Consider the following 16820-nt stretch of genomic DNA (forward strand, 5'->3'; position numbering starts at 1 on the left):
CCTAAAAGCGCGGGGCCGAGCCAGGTTCCCCGGGAGCGGCCGACCCCCTAAGGGGCGCGGGGAACTGCGCGGCCAGCCGCCCACTCACCCGCGGTCGAAGTCCGGGCTCTCAAGGGGCGCGGGGAACTGCGCGACCAGCCACCCACTCACCCGCAGCCGAAGACCCCGCGGCCAAAGACCCCGCCCCCCGGGACGGGACCGTCAGCCCTGTGCCCCCGTGTTCGCCAGCGCCGCGGACAGTTCCTCCGCGATCCCCTGGAGGATCGGGACGATCCGCTCCGTCGCCGCCTCCGTCACCCGTCCCGCCGGGCCCGAGATGGAGATCGCCGCCGCCGTGGGCGAGTTCGGCACCGACACCGCGAGGCAGCGGACTCCTATCTCCTGCTCGTTGTCGTCGACCGCGTACCCCGCCTGCCGCACAAGCTCCAGCGCGTCGAGGAAGCCCTCCGGCGTGGTGATGGTCTTCTCCGTCGCCGCGGGCATCCCGGTACGCGCGAGCAGCGCCCGCACCTCCTCCGGCGGGGTGTGCGCGAGGAGCGCCTTGCCCACGCCCGTGGAGTGCGGCAGCACCCGTCGGCCCACCTCCGTGAACATCCGCATCGAGTGCTTGGACGGCACCTGCGCCACGTACACGATCTCGTCGCCGTCGAGCAGTGCCATGTTCGCCGTCTCGCCGGTCTCCTCGACCAGCCGGGCCAGATAAGGCCGGGCCCAGGTGCCCAGCAGTCGCGCCGCGGACTCGCCGAGGCGGATCAGGCGGGGGCCCAGCGCGTACCGCCGGTTGGCCTGCTGGCGTACGTAACCGCAGGCCACGAGCGTGCGCATCAGACGGTGGATGGTCGGCAGCGGCAGGCCGCTGCTGGCGGAGAGCTCGCTGAGGCCCACTTCGCCCCCCGCGTCGGCCATCCGCTCCAGAAGGTCGAAGGCGCGCTCCAGGGACTGGACGCCACCGCTCGCGGCGGATGGCTTGGAGGCGTCGGTGGTGCTGGCGCTGGACGTCGGCACGGCGCGGTCCTTTCAGCTGGCAGGCGAGGCAGCAGCCTACCTGTGTGTTTCTCGCCGTACAGTGCGTACGTGGGGAGTCCCTGCCGGTCAGCGTGGGTTTGTCCGTTCCGGTGGGGCGCCCCGTGGCGATAGCTCCATTCTGCGTAGTGAAAGTCTAATTCCATTCTGTGGAAACCTCCAAGACCTGCACCCTCTGTCCCCGCCGGACCCGGGACACCCTTGACGGCTCCCTGATCGGCGTGAAGACTCCGGCATGCAGGCTCCTTCAACAGTTCGTTGAATTTGCAGGAAGTGAGGGCTCGGGTGTCCGACGTCAACCTGGTACTGCGCTCGTCGCGCGTCATCACCCCGGACGGCACCCGCCCGGCCTCGGTCGCCGTCGCCGGCGGGGTGATCCACGCGGTGCTGCCGTACGACGCCGAGGTGCCGGCCGGGGCCCGCCTGGAGGACTTCGGCGACGACGTGCTGCTGCCGGGCCTCGTCGACTGCCATGTGCATGTGAACGACCCGGGCCGCACCGAGTGGGAGGGCTTCTGGACCGCCACCCGGGCCGCCGCCGCGGGCGGCATCACCACCCTGGTGGACATGCCGCTCAACTCCCTGCCGCCGACCACCACGGTGGCCAACCTGCGTATCAAGCAGGAGGTCGCCCGCTCCAAGGCGCATGTGGACGTCGGCTTCTGGGGCGGCGCGCTGCCCGACAACGTCAAGGACCTGCGCCCGCTCCACGACGCCGGCGTCTTCGGCTTCAAGGCGTTCCTCTCGCCGTCCGGCGTGGAGGAGTTCCCCGAACTCGACCAGGACCACCTCGCCCAGTCGCTCGCCGAGATCGCCGGCTTCGACGGACTGCTCATCGTGCACGCCGAGGACCCGCACGAGCTGGCCGCGGCGCCGCAGCGGCCCGGCCCCCGGTACGCCGACTACCTGGCCAGCCGCCCGAGGGTCTCCGAGAACACCGCCATCGAGTCGCTGATCGCCGCCGCCAGGCGGGTCGGGGCGCGGGTGCACATCCTGCATCTGTCCTCCTCCGACGCGCTGCCCGTGATCGCCGCCGCCAAGCGCGAGGGCGTCCGGCTCACCGTCGAGACCTGCCCGCACTACCTCACCCTCACCGCCGAGGAAGTCCCGGACGGCGCCAGCGAGTTCAAGTGCTGCCCGCCGATCCGCGAGGCCGCCAACCAGGACCTGCTGTGGGCGGCGCTCGCCGACGGCACGATCGACTGCGTCGTCACCGACCACTCGCCGTCCACCGCCGACCTCAAGACCGAGGACTTCGCCACCGCCTGGGGCGGGATCTCCGGCCTCCAGCTGAGCCTGTCCGCCGTCTGGACGGAGGCCCGCGGGCGCGGCCACACCCTCGACGACGTGGTCCGCTGGATGTCGTCCGCGACCGCCGGGCTCGTCGGCCTGGACCGCAAGGGCGCCATCGAGGCCGGCCGCGACGCCGACTTCGCCGTCCTCGACCCGGACGCGACCTTCACCGTCGACCCGGCGGAGCTCCAGCACCGCAACCGCGTCACCGCCTACGCCGGCAAGACCCTGCACGGTGTCGTCAAGTCGACCTGGCTGCGCGGCGAACGCATTCAGGAGAACGGCACCCTCACCGGGCCCACCGGCCGCCTGCTCGAAAGGAACAACTGAGACCGTGAGCGCCATACCTTCCTTCACCGGTGACGCCAGCCCTTACGGAGGCGGCGACCCGTACGCGGACTACCGCACCGCCGACTTCCCGTTCACGCGGTACGCGGACCTCGCCGACCGGCGGCTCGGCGCGGGTGTCATCGCCGCCAACGACGAGTTCTTCGCCGAGCGCGAGAACCTCCTCAAGCCCGCCGCCGCCGAGTTCGACCCCGAGCACTTCGGCCACAAGGGCAAGATCATGGACGGCTGGGAGACCCGCCGCCGCCGCGGTGTCTCGGCCGCCGTGCCGCACCCCACCGACGGCGACCACGACTGGGCCCTGGTGCGCCTGGGCGCACCCGGCGTGGTGCGCGGCATCGTCGTCGACACCGCCCACTTCCGCGGCAACTACCCGCAGGCCGTCTCCGTCGAGGCCACCTCGGTCGCGGGCTCGCCCTCGCCCGGGGAGCTGCTCGCGGACGACGTGAAGTGGGTGACGCTCGTACCCCGTACGGCGGTCGGCGGCCACGCGGCCAACGGCTTCGCCGTCGACGTCGAGCAGCGCTTCACGCACCTGCGCGTCAACCAGCACCCCGACGGCGGCATCGCCCGGCTGCGCGTGTACGGCGAGGTCGCCCCGGACCCGGCGTGGCTCGCGGCCCTCGGCACCTTCGACCTCGCGGCCCTGGAGAACGGCTGTCAGGTCGAGGACGCCTCCGACCGCTTCTACTCGCCCGCCACCAACACCATCCAGCCGGGCCGCTCCCACAAGATGGACGACGGCTGGGAGACCCGCCGCCGCCGCGACAAGGGCAACGACTGGATCCGCTACCACCTGGCGGCGCAGTCCGAGATCCGCGCGGTCGAGATCGACACGGCCTACCTCAAGGGCAACTCGGCGGGCTGGGCGGCGCTTTCGGTCCGTGACGGCGAGGCGGGCGAGTGGCGCGAGATCCTGCCCCGCACCCGCCTCCAGCCCGACACCAACCACCGGTTCGTGCTCGACGCTCCCGCGGTTGCCACCCACGTACGCATCGACATCTTCCCCGACGGCGGCATCTCCCGGCTGCGTCTGTTCGGCTCGCTCACGGGCGACGGCGCGGCGCGGCTGAACGCCCGCCACCAGGAGCTGGGCGGCTGACGACACCCGCCCCCGCGCGGGGCGCTCCGGCCCGACAGCACCGCAGCGCCCCGCGCCACAACCCTCCCCGCGCCACAGCCCTCCCGGGGCCTAGTCCGGCGGCGCGCTGTCCGACGCGACCAGCAGGACCGCGCCCAGCACGGCCACCACCACGCCTGCGAAGATCTCGTGACCGGCCAGGAAATCCGCCCGGTGCAGCACGCTCCACTTCCCGAACCAGCCGGTCCACTCGTGCAGCAGCCCGCCGGCCCCCTGGACCAGCAGTACGAACCCGGTGACTTCCAAGAATCTCTTCATGCCCCGAGCCTGGTCCCCGCGCGCCCGCCCCCGCGTCGGCCTTCCGGCTCGGCCGCAGCGGCGAAAGTCTCGGACCGTACGACTTTGGTAGCGCACCCCGTCCGGAACCCGCCAAGCCGCCCCTGACCTGCGTAGCTTGGGGGACATGACACGCGCTGGACCCGAATACCGCTGGCTGCTGCCGTCCGCCGTCGTCGCCCCAGAGCTGCCGGGCGACCGGCCCGGCCGCACCCGGCCGCGCCGTACCGTACGGGACTGGATCGTCGACACCTGCGCCTTCCTCTGCGCGGTGGGGATCGGCATGCTCGCCGCCGACGCCATGACCCAGGCCGCCGACTACTCCGAGACCGTCCAGGCGGCCGACCAGCTGGCGGGGGCCCTCGCCTGCTGCGCGCTCTGGCTGCGCCGGCGGTGGCCCGTCCAGCTCGCCTGGGTGCTCGTCGTCGTCACGACGGTCGCCCCGGTCGCCTCCGGGGCGGTGCTGGTCGCCCTCTTCGGCCTCGCCGTGCACCGGCCCCTCAAGCCCGTCGTCGCCACGGTCGGCGCCGCGGCCCTGGTCACCGCGTGGGTGCAGCCGGTCCTGCGCCCCGACCCGAGCACCGGACTGCTGGCCAACGCCATCATGGGCACGCTGATGGTCCTCCTCGCCATGGGCTGGGGCATGCTCGTCCGCGCCCGGCGCCAGTTGGTGGTCGCGCTGCGCGAGCGGGCCGTACGCGCCGAGGAGGAGGCCGCCCTGCGGGCCGAGCACGCCCAGCGGCTCGCCCGTGAGGCCATCGCCCGCGAGATGCACGACGTACTGGCCCACCGGCTCACCCTGCTCAGCGTGCACGCGGGCGGTCTGGAGTTCCGCCCGGACGCGCCCCCGGCGGAGGTCGCCCGCGCCGCCGGGGTCATCCGCGACAGCGCCCACGAGGCCCTCCAGGACCTGCGCCAGATCATCGGTGTGCTGCGCAGCCCCGACGAGGGCGCCGAGGACCGGCCCCAGCCGACGCTGGCCACCCTGGAGGCGCTGGTCGCCGAGTCCCGCGAGGCCGGAATGAAGGTCACCCTGGACAGCCGGATCGGGGACCCGGAGACCGTCCCCGCGGCCACCGGGCGCAACGCCTACCGCATCGCCCAGGAGGCCCTCACCAACGCCCGCAAGCACGCCCCCGGCGCCGAGGTCACCGTGACCGTCACCGGCCGCCCGGGCGACGGGCTCGGCATCGAGGTGCGCAATCCCGCCCCCGTCGGGGACGTGCCCGAGGTGCCCGGATCGGGGCAGGGGCTGATCGGGCTGACCGAACGGGCCACGCTCGCGGGCGGCCGGCTGGAGCACGGGCCGCTGCCCGGTGGCGGGTTCGAGGTCCGCGCCTGGCTACCGTGGCCCTCATGACCATCCGGCTGCTCGTCGTCGACGACGACCCCCTCGTCCGCGCGGGACTCACCTTCATGTTCGGCGGCTCCGAGGATCTGGAGATCGTGGGCGAGGCCTCCGACGGCTCCCAGGTCGAGGAGCTGACCGACCGGCTGCGCCCGGACGTGGTCCTCATGGACATCCGGATGCCGACCGTCGACGGGCTCGCCGCCACCGAACTCCTGCGCGCCCGCCCCGACGCCCCCGAGGTCATCGTCCTGACCACCTTCCACGCCGACGAACAGGTGGTACGGGCGCTGCGCGCGGGCGCCGCCGGGTTCGTCCTGAAGGACACCGCGCCCGCCGAGATCGTCGCCGCCGTACGCCGGGTGGCGGCGGGTGAGCCGGTGCTCTCGCCGGCCGTCACCCGCCAGTTGATGCACCAGGTCGCGGGCGCCCCGGAGGGGCCCGGTGACCGGGCGGCCCGGGCACGGGCGAGGATCGGCCAACTCGCCGAGCGGGAGCGGGAGGTGGCCGTCGCGGTCGGCCGGGGACAGTCCAACGCGGAGATCTCCGCCGCCCTCTTCCTCAGCGTGCCCACCGTGAAGACCCATGTCTCGCGGGTGCTCGCCAAGCTGGGGCTCAACAACCGTGTCCAGATCGCCCTGCTCGTCCATGACGCGGGCCTCCTCGACGAGGACGGCGACGTAGGCTGAACCGGACCACCGGAGGGGAACAGACCTATGCCGCTCATCGATCTGCGCGACCACGAGGACTTCACCGCCCACCCGTATCCGTACTACGCGAAGCTGCGCGCGGAGGGTCCGGTGCACCGGGTGCGCACCCGTGAGATGGACGAGGTCTGGCTGATCGTCGGACACGACGAGGCGCGGGCCGCGCTCGCCGACGGCCGTTTCTCCAAGGACTGGCGGGCCATCGCCGCCGAGGACGAGTTCACCGCGGTCAGCGCCAACATGCTGGACTCCGACCCGCCCCAGCACACCCGGCTGCGCAAGCTGGTGGCGCGCGAGTTCACCACACGCCGGATCGAGGCGCTGCGCCCGCGCGTGCAGGAGATCACCGACACGCTGCTCGACACCATGCTGGCCGCTCCCGGGCGTACCGCCGACCTGGTCGACGCGTTCGCCTTCCCCCTGCCGATCACCGTCATCTGCGAACTCCTGGGCGTCCCCGACCTGGACCGGGAGACCTTCCGCCGGCTCTCCAACGAGGCGGTCGCGCCCACCGAGAACGACGGGACGAACGCCTCCGCGCGGGAGATGGGCGAATATCTGGTCGGGCTCATCGAGGACAAGCGCGCCACCGCCCCGGCGGACGACCTGATGAGCGCCCTCATCCGCACCCGGCACGAGGACGGCGACCAGCTCTCCCCGGACGAGCTCATCGGCATGGCCTTCCTGCTGCTCGTCGCGGGCCACGAGACCACCGTGAACCTCATCTCCAACGGAGTACGGGCCCTCCTCGCGCACCCGGACCAACTGGCCGCGCTCCGCGCCGACTTCGACGGACTGATCGACGGGGCCGTCGAGGAGATGCTGCGCTACGACGGACCGGTGGAGACCGCCACGTACCGCTACGCGCGCGAGGACGTCGAGTGCGGCGGGACCGTCATCCCGGCCGGGGCGACCGTCCTGGTCGGCCTCGCCTCCGCCGGACGCGACCCCGCCCGCCACCCCGACCCGGACCGCTTCGACATCCGCCGCACCCCGCGGGGCCACCTCGGCTTCGGCCACGGCATCCACTACTGCCTGGGCGCCCCGCTCGCCCGGATGGAGGGCCGTATCGCGGTCCGTACGCTCCTGGAGCGCGCGCCCGGTCTCGAACTCGCCGGGGACGCCGACCGGTTGGAGTGGCTGCCCGGCATGCTGATCCGGGGCGTACGGCATCTGCCGGTGCGCTGGTGAGGGCGTACGAAGGCTGAGGCGCGGCGGCCCGTGAGGCGCGGCGCTCACGCCTTGCGGGCCGCCGCCGCCCTGCGCCGGTGCTCGCCGCGCAGCACCAGCGCGGGCCACTCGTCGCCGTACGCCCCGCACGCCGAGAGGGACCACAGCGACCACTGCTGAGGCACCGAGTAGTACGGCACCAGCAGGCGCGCGGTGCGCCGCCGGGACACCTTCACCGGGATCAGCGCGGGCAGTACGTCCGGCGGCTGCCCCGCCAGGATCGCCTTGCGGCAGGACGCGCAGGCGGGACGGCGGTCGGCCGCCGCCTCGCGCGGCCCGGTCCGGCGCCGGGCGCGCCTGCGGTGCTGTTTGCGCGCGGGCGCCCCGGCGCTCTCGGCCGCCGCGTGCAGCGGGTTGTAGTAGCAGCGCTCGGGCGGCCTCGGCACCGGCTGCCCCGCGCGGCGGGCGTGCAGCGCGGCGAACCGGACCAGTGCGCGTTCGGCCAGGACCGCGGCGGCGGCCAGGTCCGGCAGGTCGGCCGCCTCGTCCAGGAGCTTGTCGGCGGCCTGGAAGGCGTCGAGCACCCACGCGTAGTCGTCCGCGTCGCCACCGGGCCGCGCCGGCTCGGCGCCCGCCGCGACCGGGAGTTCGGCGGCCCGCAGCACATCGCCGACAGCCGTCACCCGGGCCGACACCAGCCGCTCCAGCCGTTCGCGGGCCGTCTCCCACTCGTCCAGGACACGCTGCTGCTCCTCCTTGGACGGCTCCCACGCCGGTCGCGCGGAAGCGGCCGGGCGCACCATGCCCATGAACCACCAACGCCCGTGCACCTCGCCTCCCCTCGCCGCTGCCAGGGTAGAAGGCGGCGCGGCCACCGGGGAGCGGGGGCACCCGGTGTCTCAGCCGGTGAACTCCGCGAGCGCCACCGGGCGGCGCTCGTGCCGGGAGCGCTCGCACGCCTCCGCGACGCGCAGCGCGCGCAGCGCCTCACGGCCGTCGCACGGGTTCGCGAGCTCCCCCCGCACGACCCGTACGAAGGCGTCGAGCTCGGCCCGGTAGGCGGGCGCGAACCGCTCCAGGAAACCGGGCCAGGGGGTGGCGGCGGGCGCGGCGGCCCCCGGCTCGACGGAGGTGAGCGGGGTGCGCTCACCGAGCCCCACGGCGAGCTGGTCGAGCTCCCCGGCCAACTCCATCCGGACGTCGTACCCGGCGCCGTTGCACCGCGTCGCCGTCGCCGTGGCGAGGGTGCCGTCGTCGAGGGTGAGCAGGGCCGCGGCCGTGGAGACGTCCCGGGCCTCGCGGAACATGGCGGGCCCCGCGTCCGAGCCGGTCGCGTACACCTCGGTGACCTCACGGCCGGTCACCCACCGCATGATGTCGAAGTCGTGGACCAGGCAGTCCCGGTAGAGGCCGCCGGAGAGCGGCAGATACGCGGCGGGCGGCGGCGCCGGGTCCGAGGTGATCGCGCGTACGGTGTGCAGCCGGCCGAGGCCGCCCGTCCGGACGCGCTCGCGGGCCGCCGCGTACCCGGCGTCGAAGCGCCGCATGAAGCCGATCTGGAGGACCGTGCCCGCGCTCTCCACCTCGTCGAGGGCGGCCAGGGTGCCGGCCAGGTCGAGGGCGATGGGTTTCTCGCAGAAGGCGGGGAGTCCGGCGCGGGCCGCGCGGGCGATCAGACCGGCGTGCGCGGCGGTCGCCGAGGCGATCACCACCGCGTCCGGCCCGGCGGCGAAGAGCCCGTCGACCGTGGTGGCCGTGGCCCCGGTCCGGGCGGCGGACGCGGCGGCCCGCGCGGGGTCGGTGTCGGCGACGACGAGCTCGGTGACCGAGGGGTGGCGGGCCAGCACCTCCGCGTGGAAGGAGCCGATACGTCCCGTTCCGATGAGTCCGATGCGCATGGCCAAAAGGTGGCGGTGCCGACTCGTCCTGTCAAGAGTTTGTCCTGACAATCAGACTTCACGACTTCCCGTCAACATGGCCCGAGCACTACGCTCACCCCGTGTCCAAGCAGCCCAGAACCGTGCCGGATCCCGCCGTGCCGCTCCAGCTCAGCGTGGACCGCACCAGCCCGGTCCCGCTCTACTTCCAGCTCTCCCAGCAGCTGGAGGCGGCCATCGAGCGCGGCACCCTCACGCCCGGCAGCCTCCTCGGCAACGAGATCGACCTCGCGGGCCGGCTCGGGCTGTCCCGTCCCACCGTCCGCCAGGCCATCCAGTCGCTGGTCGACAAGGGCCTGCTGGTGCGCCGCCGGGGCGTGGGCACCCAGGTGGTCCACAGCCAGGTCAAACGCCCGCTGGAGCTGAGCAGCCTCTACGACGACCTGGAGGCGGCCGGGCAGAAGCCCGCCACCCGGGTGCTGCGCAACACCGTGGAACCGGCCACCGCGCGGGTCGCGGCGGCCCTCGGCGTGGCCGAGGGCGAGGACGTCCATCTCGTCGAGCGGCTGCGGTACGCCCACGGCGAGCCGATGGCCGAGCTGCGCAACTACCTGCCGGGCGGACTGATCGCGCTCGACACCCCGCTGCTGGAGGCCACCGGTCTGTACCGGCTGATGCGCGGCGCGGGGATCACCCTGCACAGCGCCCGCCAGTCGGTCGGGGCGCGGGCGGCCACGGCGGCCGAGGCCGAACTGCTGGCCGAGGCCGTGGGTGCGCCGCTGCTGACCATGGAGCGCACCACCTTCGACGACACCGGGCGGGCCGTGGAGTTCGGCACCCATGTCTACCGGGCCTCGCGCTACGCCTTCGAGTTCCAGCTGCTCGTACGGCCGTGAGCGCGGCGGTGGTCCGGCCCCGGTACGACCCCGGTGGGGCCCCGCCCCGGCCGAGATCTCCGCGTAAGAATGTTCGGACAAAGTATTGACGGCCGAGAGGGCCCGCCGCTAGAACTCACGTGCCGCACACACCGGCGGCCGGGACGGAAGGCGGACCCCATGCGCATACCCCGCACGGCAGCCAGGGCGGCGGCGCTCGCCGCGGCCCTCGCACTCACGGTCGCCGGATGCAGCAGCTCGGGCGGTAAGAGCTCCGAGGACAAGGCGGACGACGGCACCCCGGCCGGCAGAGGTGTCTCCACCCCCCGGATGAAGATCGCGATGATCACCCATTCGGGCGAGGGCGACACCTTCTGGGACATCGTCCAGAGCGGCGCGAAACAGGCCGCGGCCAAGGACAACGCCGACTTCCTCTACTCGGCGAACAAGGAGGGCCAGCAGCAGGCGCAGCTGATCCAGGCGGCGATCGACAAGAAGGTCGACGGGATCGTCGTCACCCTCGCCAAGCCCGAGGCCGTCCGGGACGTCGTGAGGAAGGCGGTCGCGGCGGGCATCCCGGTCGTCACCATCAACTCCGGCGCGCAGTACTCCAAGGAACTCGGCGCGCTCGGCCACATCGGGCAGGACGAGGGCGTCGCCGGTGAGGCGGTCGGCGAGCAGCTGAACGCCAACGGCAGGAAGAAGGCGGTCTGCGTCATCCACGAGCAGGGCAACGTCTCGCTGGAGGAGCGCTGCGCCGGGGTGAAGAAGACCTTCAAGGGCTCGGTGGAGAACCTCAACGTCGACGGGACCAACACGCCCGCCGCGACATCCTCCATCGAGGCGAAACTCCAGGCGGGCTCGGGGGGAACGGCGATCGACGCCGTCGTCACGCTCGGCGCGCCGATGGCCGCCGCGGCGGTCAAGGCCAAGGGCGGCGCGGGCAGCTCCGCCGAGGTCGACACCTTCGACCTCAACGCCGCCGTGATCAAGCAGTTCAAGGGCAAGGAGATCGGCTTCGCGGTCGATCAGCAGCCGTATCTCCAGGGGTATCTGGCGGTGGACGAACTGTGGCTGCACAAGACCAACGGCAACGTCGTCGGCGGCGGCAGGCCGGTCCTCACCGGGCCGGCCATCGTCACCGGGAAGGACGTGCCGGCGTTGGAGAAGTACACCGCTCGCGGTACCCGATGATCCGCCGCCGACTGGATGTGACCCATACTTGGGCGGCCGGGGCAGGCACGCACCAGTCCCGGGCGCACCTGGGAGTACAGCAAGAGGAGCACGGCGTCGTGGCAAGGGTTCGGACAGGGGTACGCGCGGTGGGCGCGGTGCTGGCGGCAGTGCTCGGGGCCTCCCTGGTGGGATGCAGCAGCACCGGGGGCAAGCGCGCCGAGGACGCGCGCAAGGCCGCGGTGGCCCAGGGCAAGGCGGCGGTGAACACCCCCCGCTGGAAGTTCGCCATGATCACCCACTCGGGCGACGGCGACACCTTCTGGGACATCGTCCAGAGCGGCGCCAAGCAGGCCGCCGTGAAGGACAACATCGACTTCCTGTACTCGCACAGCGACCAGGGTCAGCAGCAGGCGCAGTTCGTGCAGGCGGCCATCGACCAGAAGGTCGACGGGATCGTCGTCACCCTCGCCAAGCCGGATGCGATGAAGGACGTCGTCGCCAAGGCCGCGAAGGCCGGCATCCCGGTGATCACGGTGAACTCGGGCTCGGAGAAGTCCAAGCAGTTCGGCGCGCTCACCCACATCGGCCAGGACGAGACCATCGCGGGCGAGGCCGTCGGCGAGGAGCTCAACAAGCGCGGGAAGAAGAAGGCGCTCTGCGTCCTGCACGAGCAGGGCAACGTCGGCCACGAGCAGCGCTGCGCCGGCACCAAGAAGACCTTCAAGGGCGATCTGCAGAACCTCTACGTCACGGGCACCAACATGCCCGACGTGCAGTCCTCCATCGAGGCCAAGCTCCAGGCGGACCGGTCCATCGACTCCGTGGTCACCCTCGGAGCCCCGTTCGCGGACACCGCCGTCAAGGCCAGGAACTCCGCCGGCAGCTCCGCCGAGGTCGACACCTTCGACCTGAACGCCAAGGTCGCCTCCGAGCTCAAGGACGGCACCCTCGGCTTCGCGGTCGACCAGCAGCCCTACCTCCAGGGATACGAGGCCGTGGACCTGCTCTGGCTCTACAAGTACAACGGCGACGTGCTCGGCGGCGGCCTTCCGGTGCTGACCGGGCCCCAGATCATCACCAAGGACGCCGCCGCCGAGCTGGAGGAGTACACGAAGCGGGGGACCCGATGACCGCCACCGCACCGGCGCCCGCGTCCGCCAGGGACGAGCGGCTGATCCACCGGTCCGTGCTGCGCAGACTGCTCGGCCGCCCCGAGCTCGGCTCGGTCGTCGGGGCCGTCGCCGTCTTCGTCTTCTTCTCGATCGTGGCGGACAGCTTCCTGCGCGCCTCCAGCCTCTCCACCGTGCTGTACGCGGCGTCCACCATCGGCATCATGGCGGTACCGGTGGCGCTGCTGATGATCGGCGGCGAGTTCGACCTGTCGGCCGGTGTGCTGGTGACGACGTCGGCGCTCGTCTCGTCGATGTTCAGCTACCAGATGACGGCCAACGTCTGGGTGGGCGTCGGGGTCTCGCTGCTGACCACGCTCGCCCTCGGCGCCTTCAACGGCTTCATGCTGACCCGTACCAAACTTCCCAGCTTCATCATCACGCTCGGCACCTTCCTGATGCTGACCGGCCTCAACCTCGGCTTCACCAAGCTGATCAGCGGCACGGTCTCCACCAAGTCCATCGCCGACATGGAGGGCTTCGCCTCGGCGAAGAAGGTCTTCGCCTCCCAGCTGAGCGTCGGCTCGGTGGACCTCAAGGTCACCATCCTGTGGTGGTTCGGCCTGGTCGCGGTCGCCACCTGGATCCTGCTGCGCACCCGGTTCGGCAACTGGATCTTCGCGGTCGGCGGCGAGGCCGACGCGGCCCGCGCGGTCGGCGTGCCGGTCTACAAGACCAAGATCGGCCTGTACATGGGCGTGGCGTTCGCCGCCTGGGTCTCCGGGCAGCACCTGCTCTTCTCCTTCGACGTGGTGCAGTCCGGCGAGGGCGTCGGCAACGAGCTGATCTACATCATCGCGGCCGTCATCGGCGGCTGTCTGATCACCGGTGGCTACGGCTCGGCGATCGGCTCCGCCGTCGGCGCGTTCATCTTCGGCATGACCAGCAAGGGAATCGTCTACGCCGAGTGGAACCCGGACTGGTTCAAGTTCTTCCTGGGAGCGATGCTCCTGTTGGCCACCCTGCTCAACGCGTGGGTGCGCAAGCGGGCGGAGGCGACGGCATGACGGACGCGACCCTGACCGAGAGCCCCCTGGTGGAGCTCGACGACGTCAGTAAGTACTACGGCAACATCCGCGCCCTGGAAGGTGTCTCGCTGGAGGTCCACGCGGGCGAGATCACCTGCGTACTGGGGGACAACGGCGCCGGCAAGTCCACCCTCATCAAGATCATCGCGGGGCTTCACCGGCACGACTCCGGCGCCTTCCGCATCGAGGGGCAGGACGTCTCGCTCGGCAACCCGCGCGAGGCGCTCGACCGGGGCATCGCCACCGTCTACCAGGACCTCGCGGTCGTCCCGCTGATGCCGGTGTGGCGCAACTTCTTCCTCGGCTCCGAGCCGACGAAGGGAGCCGGCCCCTTCAAGCGGCTCGACGTCGACCTGATGCGCCGCACCACCCGCTCGGAGCTGCTGCGCATGGGCATCGACCTGCGCGACGTGGACCAGCCCATCGGCACCCTGTCGGGCGGCGAGCGCCAGTGCGTGGCCATCGCCCGCGCGGTCTACTTCGGCGCCAAGGTGCTGGTCCTGGACGAGCCCACCGCCGCGCTCGGCGTCAAGCAGTCCGGTGTCGTGCTCAAGTACGTGGCGGCTGCCCGGGACGCGGGCCTCGGCGTGGTCCTGATCACGCACAACCCGCACCACGCCTACCTCGTCGGCGACCGTTTCGTCCTGCTCAAGCGCGGTGCGATGACCGGCAGCCATCTGCGCAGCCAGATCACCCTGGACGAGCTCACCCGCCAGATGGCGGGCGGCAGCGAGCTGGAGGAGCTCAGCCACGAGCTCCAGCGGGCCCCCGAGCCGGACCTGAGCGTCCGGCCCGCCGACACCGCGAAGTAACGGCCGGGGCGCCGGGGGCGGTACGGGCGCGCGAGGTCCGGTCCCGGCCGGGGTGGCAGAATCGGGCACGGCGGGCGCCGTCCGCCGCCGGCCACCCCGGCTCCCCGAGACCACCAGGGACGACACCAGTCGTGCGAGCATTCCAGGACACCCCCCTCCCTCGGCGACGGGGTGCGGCCCGATGAACACCTACCGAGGCTCCGCCCGGGCCACCGTCCTGCGCACCGTCGGCACCCGCGAGCGCCGCTCGCACCTGACCGCACCCCGTGTCCCCACCGTCGGCATCGACATCGGCGGCACCAAGGTGATGGCGGGCGTCGTCGACGCCGACGGCGTCATCCTGGAGAAGATCCGCACCGAGACGCCGGACAAGTCCAAGAGCCCCAAGGTCGTCGAGGACACCATCACCGAGCTGGTCCTGGACCTCTCGGACCGCCACGACGTGCACGCCGTCGGCATCGGCGCGGCCGGCTGGGTCGACGCCGACCGCAGCACCATCCTCTTCGCCCCGCACCTCGCCTGGCGCAACGAACCGCTGCGCGACGCCCTCCAGTCCCGGCTTGCCGTCCCGGTCATGGTCGACAACGACGCCAACACGGCCGCCTGGGCCGAGTGGCGCTTCGGCGCGGGCCGCGGCGAGGACCACCTCGTCATGATCACGCTCGGCACCGGCATCGGCGGCGCGATCCTGGAGGACGGCCGGGTCAAGCGCGGCAAGTACGGCGTGGCGGGGGAGTTCGGCCATATGCAGGTCGTGCCCGGCGGCCACCGCTGCCCGTGCGGCAACCGCGGCTGCTGGGAGCAGTACAGCTCCGGCAACGCCCTGGTCCGCGAGGCCCGTGAACTCGCGGTCGCGGACTCGCCGGTCGCGTACAACATCCTGGAGCGGGTCAAGGGCAACATCCCCGACATCACCGGGCCGCTCATCACCGAACTCGCCCGCGAGGGCGACGCCATGTGCGTCGAGCTGTTCCAGGACATCGGGCAGTGGCTCGGCGTCGGCATCGCCAACCTCGCCGCCGCCCTCGACCCGTCCTGCTTCGTCATCGGCGGCGGCGTCAGCGCGGCCGACGACCTGCTGATCGGCCCGGCCCGGGACGCCTTCCGGCGCCAGCTGACCGGCCGCGGCTACCGCCCCGAGGCCCGGATCGCCAAGGCGCAGCTGGGCCCCGAGGCCGGCATGGTCGGCGCCGCGGACCTCGCCCGCCTCGTCGCCCGACGCTTCCGCCGCGCCAACCGCCGCCGGGTGGAGCGCTACGAGCGGTACGCCCAGGTCGCCGAGGCCGTACGCAGGACGAGCTCCACCCGTACCACCGAGGAATCACCGTGATGACCCCCGCAGAGCGGCCCGCCGTGCCGCGCCAGTCGCCGCCCCCGGACGGAACCCGGCCGCCCGAGGACCGCCGGCACATGATCCGCCGCCGCTGGCTCACCGCGGTCATCATCGTCCTGCTCATCGGGGTCCCGGCCGGCTATCTCGCCATCTCCGCCGGACAGAGCCGCGACAGCGGGCGCGACAAGGAGAGCGAGGCGTCCGCGACCGGGCTCCAGCACGACTGGCCGTCCAAGACCCAGCGCCGCATCTACGACGTCCCGGTCCCCTCCGACGCCACCGACGTGCGGTACTACGAGACCAACAGCTGGAAGGTCAGCAAGCTGTTCGTCTCCTTCCGGACCACCGCGGCCGGTCTCGCGGAGTTCCTCAAGGACTCCGGGAGCAGTACGGCGGCGCTGCGCCCCGGTTCGGTGGCCATCGACGCCGGTGACGCGCGGAAGGTCGGCTGGACCTTCGCGTCCGGCCACGACTGGGCGGGCACCCGGCACGCCCAGAAGGACCCGCTGCCCACGCAGGCGATCACGGTGGACGAGAGCGACCCGGACAACCCGGTCGTCTTCGTCGTCTCCACGGCCACGCCCTGACACGAGCGCCCGCGTGCCCGGGGCCCGGCCCGAAAAACCGGCAGGAATCATGGGGCCCGGGCGGCCCAATATCTGTCGCCGCGGAGTGAGAATTAGAAGCGGGGCGCGATTAATAATAGTGGCGCGACAGGCCGGGGCGGAGTAATGTGCCGCGCACGGCTGATCGCACCGTGCTACTGTCGATCTCAGTTGCAGTTGTGGCTCCCGAAATCTTGCGGGTGTCCCCACCGGTTCATTCCGGCGGGGACCCTTTCTGGTCCCGGTTATTTCCGGCAGGGTGATCATCACGGCGACACGGAGTGCGCACGGTGTGCGCTCCGAGCACCGCCCCGAAGGAGAAATAACATGGCTTCCGGAACTGTGAAGTGGTTCAACGCGGAAAAGGGCTTCGGCTTCATCGAGCAGGACGGTGGCGGCGCTGACGTGTTCGCCCACTACTCGAACATCTCCGCCCAGGGCTTCCGCGAGCTGCTCGAAGGCCAGAAGGTCAACTTCGACATCGCGCAGGGCCAGAAGGGCCCGACGGCCGAGAACATCGTTCTCGCCTGACGTCGCCACGCACTTCGCAGCTGGGGCCCGCACCTTGGGGTGCGGGCCCCAGCTTGCTGCGTTTCGGGGTCGATGAACCCCATTTCTCTCGGCTCGTTCTTGCGATTC

At 72.1% G+C, this 16820-nt stretch carries 17 protein-coding genes; 13 read left to right on the forward strand and 4 right to left on the reverse strand.

Translation table 11 applies throughout. From position 1 onward, the window contains the following. Window positions 1–201: 201 nt before the first annotated feature. Window positions 202–1005 carry an IclR family transcriptional regulator gene (locus ACZ5ID_RS07785; protein WP_468894469.1) on the reverse strand — a complete coding sequence of 268 codons (804 nt, stop codon included), beginning with the start codon at window positions 1003–1005 and terminating at the stop codon, window positions 202–204. 303 nt (window positions 1006–1308) lie between these two features. Between ACZ5ID_RS07785 and allB the strand changes: the two genes are divergently transcribed. Together allB and alc are read left to right on the forward strand one after the other, a co-directional pair. Beyond that, a complete protein-coding gene (gene allB / locus ACZ5ID_RS07790) occupies window positions 1309–2646 on the forward strand; it encodes an allantoinase AllB (protein WP_468894471.1) in 1338 nt (445 codons plus the stop codon). Between the two features lie 4 nt (window positions 2647–2650). Further along, window positions 2651–3766 carry an allantoicase gene (gene alc / locus ACZ5ID_RS07795; protein ID WP_468894473.1) on the forward strand — a complete coding sequence of 372 codons (1116 nt, stop codon included), beginning with the start codon at window positions 2651–2653 and terminating at the stop codon, window positions 3764–3766. 90 nt (window positions 3767–3856) lie between these two features. Here the strand turns inward: alc and ACZ5ID_RS07800 are convergent, their stop codons facing one another. Next, the gene (locus ACZ5ID_RS07800; RefSeq protein ID WP_468894475.1) at window positions 3857–4063 is read right to left on the reverse strand and encodes a hypothetical protein; all 207 of its coding nucleotides are present in this window, start codon (window positions 4061–4063) and stop codon (window positions 3857–3859) included. A 145-nt stretch (window positions 4064–4208) separates the two neighbouring features. Between ACZ5ID_RS07800 and ACZ5ID_RS07805 the strand changes: the two genes are divergently transcribed. The 3 genes from ACZ5ID_RS07805 to ACZ5ID_RS07815 are packed head-to-tail and all read left to right on the forward strand — an operon-like array spanning window position 4209 to window position 7327. Next, complete coding sequence (locus ACZ5ID_RS07805; RefSeq protein WP_468894477.1) at window positions 4209–5441, forward strand: sensor histidine kinase; 1233 nt, start codon at window positions 4209–4211, stop codon at window positions 5439–5441. Beyond that, the gene (locus ACZ5ID_RS07810) at window positions 5438–6118 is read left to right on the forward strand and encodes a response regulator (protein WP_468894480.1); all 681 of its coding nucleotides are present in this window, start codon (window positions 5438–5440) and stop codon (window positions 6116–6118) included. Before ACZ5ID_RS07805 ends, ACZ5ID_RS07810 begins: the two co-directional genes overlap by 4 nt. Before the next feature lie 27 nt (window positions 6119–6145). Next, window positions 6146–7327 carry a cytochrome P450 family protein gene (locus ACZ5ID_RS07815; RefSeq protein ID WP_468894482.1) on the forward strand — a complete coding sequence of 394 codons (1182 nt, stop codon included), beginning with the start codon at window positions 6146–6148 and terminating at the stop codon, window positions 7325–7327. Between the two features lie 44 nt (window positions 7328–7371). Here ACZ5ID_RS07815 and ACZ5ID_RS07820 read toward each other — a convergent pair whose 3' ends face one another. Together ACZ5ID_RS07820 and ACZ5ID_RS07825 are read right to left on the reverse strand one after the other, a co-directional pair. After that, a complete protein-coding gene (locus ACZ5ID_RS07820; RefSeq protein ID WP_468894484.1) occupies window positions 7372–8136 on the reverse strand; it encodes a hypothetical protein in 765 nt (254 codons plus the stop codon). A 69-nt stretch (window positions 8137–8205) separates the two neighbouring features. Further along, the gene (locus ACZ5ID_RS07825) at window positions 8206–9204 is read right to left on the reverse strand and encodes a Gfo/Idh/MocA family protein (RefSeq protein ID WP_468894486.1); all 999 of its coding nucleotides are present in this window, start codon (window positions 9202–9204) and stop codon (window positions 8206–8208) included. Window positions 9205–9359: 155 nt separating this feature from the next. Here ACZ5ID_RS07825 and ACZ5ID_RS07830 point away from each other — a divergent pair, with 155 nt between their 5' ends. From ACZ5ID_RS07830 to ACZ5ID_RS07865, 8 genes are all read left to right on the forward strand, one after another. Beyond that, window positions 9360–10079 carry a GntR family transcriptional regulator gene (locus tag ACZ5ID_RS07830; RefSeq protein ID WP_406550766.1) on the forward strand — a complete coding sequence of 240 codons (720 nt, stop codon included), beginning with the start codon at window positions 9360–9362 and terminating at the stop codon, window positions 10077–10079. A gap of 159 nt (window positions 10080–10238) precedes the next feature. After that, window positions 10239–11252, forward strand: coding sequence for a substrate-binding domain-containing protein (locus tag ACZ5ID_RS07835; RefSeq protein WP_468894488.1), 1014 nt, complete (start codon window positions 10239–10241; stop codon window positions 11250–11252). A gap of 98 nt (window positions 11253–11350) precedes the next feature. Next, window positions 11351–12364, forward strand: a complete 1014-nt coding sequence (locus ACZ5ID_RS07840; protein ID WP_406550759.1) for a sugar ABC transporter substrate-binding protein — start codon at window positions 11351–11353, stop codon at window positions 12362–12364. Next, a complete protein-coding gene (locus ACZ5ID_RS07845; RefSeq protein WP_468894490.1) occupies window positions 12361–13410 on the forward strand; it encodes an ABC transporter permease in 1050 nt (349 codons plus the stop codon). Before ACZ5ID_RS07840 ends, ACZ5ID_RS07845 begins: the two co-directional genes overlap by 4 nt. Next, a complete protein-coding gene (locus ACZ5ID_RS07850; RefSeq protein ID WP_468894492.1) occupies window positions 13407–14243 on the forward strand; it encodes an ATP-binding cassette domain-containing protein in 837 nt (278 codons plus the stop codon). Before ACZ5ID_RS07845 ends, ACZ5ID_RS07850 begins: the two co-directional genes overlap by 4 nt. 181 nt (window positions 14244–14424) lie before the next feature. Continuing rightward, entirely contained in the window at window positions 14425–15573 is a 1149-nt protein-coding gene (locus ACZ5ID_RS07855; protein ID WP_468894494.1) for an ROK family glucokinase, read from the forward strand. Then, entirely contained in the window at window positions 15573–16163 is a 591-nt protein-coding gene (locus tag ACZ5ID_RS07860; protein ID WP_468894496.1) for a hypothetical protein, read from the forward strand. The genes ACZ5ID_RS07855 and ACZ5ID_RS07860 overlap by 1 nt, the downstream gene beginning before the upstream one ends. Before the next feature lie 345 nt (window positions 16164–16508). Next, window positions 16509–16712 carry a cold-shock protein gene (locus tag ACZ5ID_RS07865; protein WP_358836351.1) on the forward strand — a complete coding sequence of 68 codons (204 nt, stop codon included), beginning with the start codon at window positions 16509–16511 and terminating at the stop codon, window positions 16710–16712. Window positions 16713–16820: the final 108 nt, after the last annotated feature.

This window comes from Streptomyces sp. NPDC031670 (genome assembly GCF_055580545.1).

Excerpts from the sequence above, each read along its gene's own strand:
- ACZ5ID_RS07825 (WP_468894486.1), bottom strand. The coding sequence starts at position 9,204 with ATGCGCATCGGACTCATCGGAACGGGACGTATCGGCTCCTTCCACGCG.
- ACZ5ID_RS07800 (WP_468894475.1), bottom strand. The coding sequence starts at position 4,063 with ATGAAGAGATTCTTGGAAGTCACCGGGTTCGTACTGCTGGTCCAGGGG.
- ACZ5ID_RS07815 (WP_468894482.1), top strand. The coding sequence starts at position 6,146 with ATGCCGCTCATCGATCTGCGCGACCACGAGGACTTCACCGCCCACCCG.
- ACZ5ID_RS07850 (WP_468894492.1), top strand. The coding sequence starts at position 13,407 with ATGACGGACGCGACCCTGACCGAGAGCCCCCTGGTGGAGCTCGACGAC.
- ACZ5ID_RS07810 (WP_468894480.1), top strand. The coding sequence starts at position 5,438 with ATGACCATCCGGCTGCTCGTCGTCGACGACGACCCCCTCGTCCGCGCG.
- ACZ5ID_RS07845 (WP_468894490.1), top strand. The coding sequence starts at position 12,361 with ATGACCGCCACCGCACCGGCGCCCGCGTCCGCCAGGGACGAGCGGCTG.
- ACZ5ID_RS07805 (WP_468894477.1), top strand. The coding sequence starts at position 4,209 with ATGACACGCGCTGGACCCGAATACCGCTGGCTGCTGCCGTCCGCCGTC.
- ACZ5ID_RS07855 (WP_468894494.1), top strand. The coding sequence starts at position 14,425 with ATGAACACCTACCGAGGCTCCGCCCGGGCCACCGTCCTGCGCACCGTC.
- ACZ5ID_RS07835 (WP_468894488.1), top strand. The coding sequence starts at position 10,239 with ATGCGCATACCCCGCACGGCAGCCAGGGCGGCGGCGCTCGCCGCGGCC.
- ACZ5ID_RS07860 (WP_468894496.1), top strand. The coding sequence starts at position 15,573 with ATGACCCCCGCAGAGCGGCCCGCCGTGCCGCGCCAGTCGCCGCCCCCG.
- ACZ5ID_RS07865 (WP_358836351.1), top strand. The coding sequence starts at position 16,509 with ATGGCTTCCGGAACTGTGAAGTGGTTCAACGCGGAAAAGGGCTTCGGC.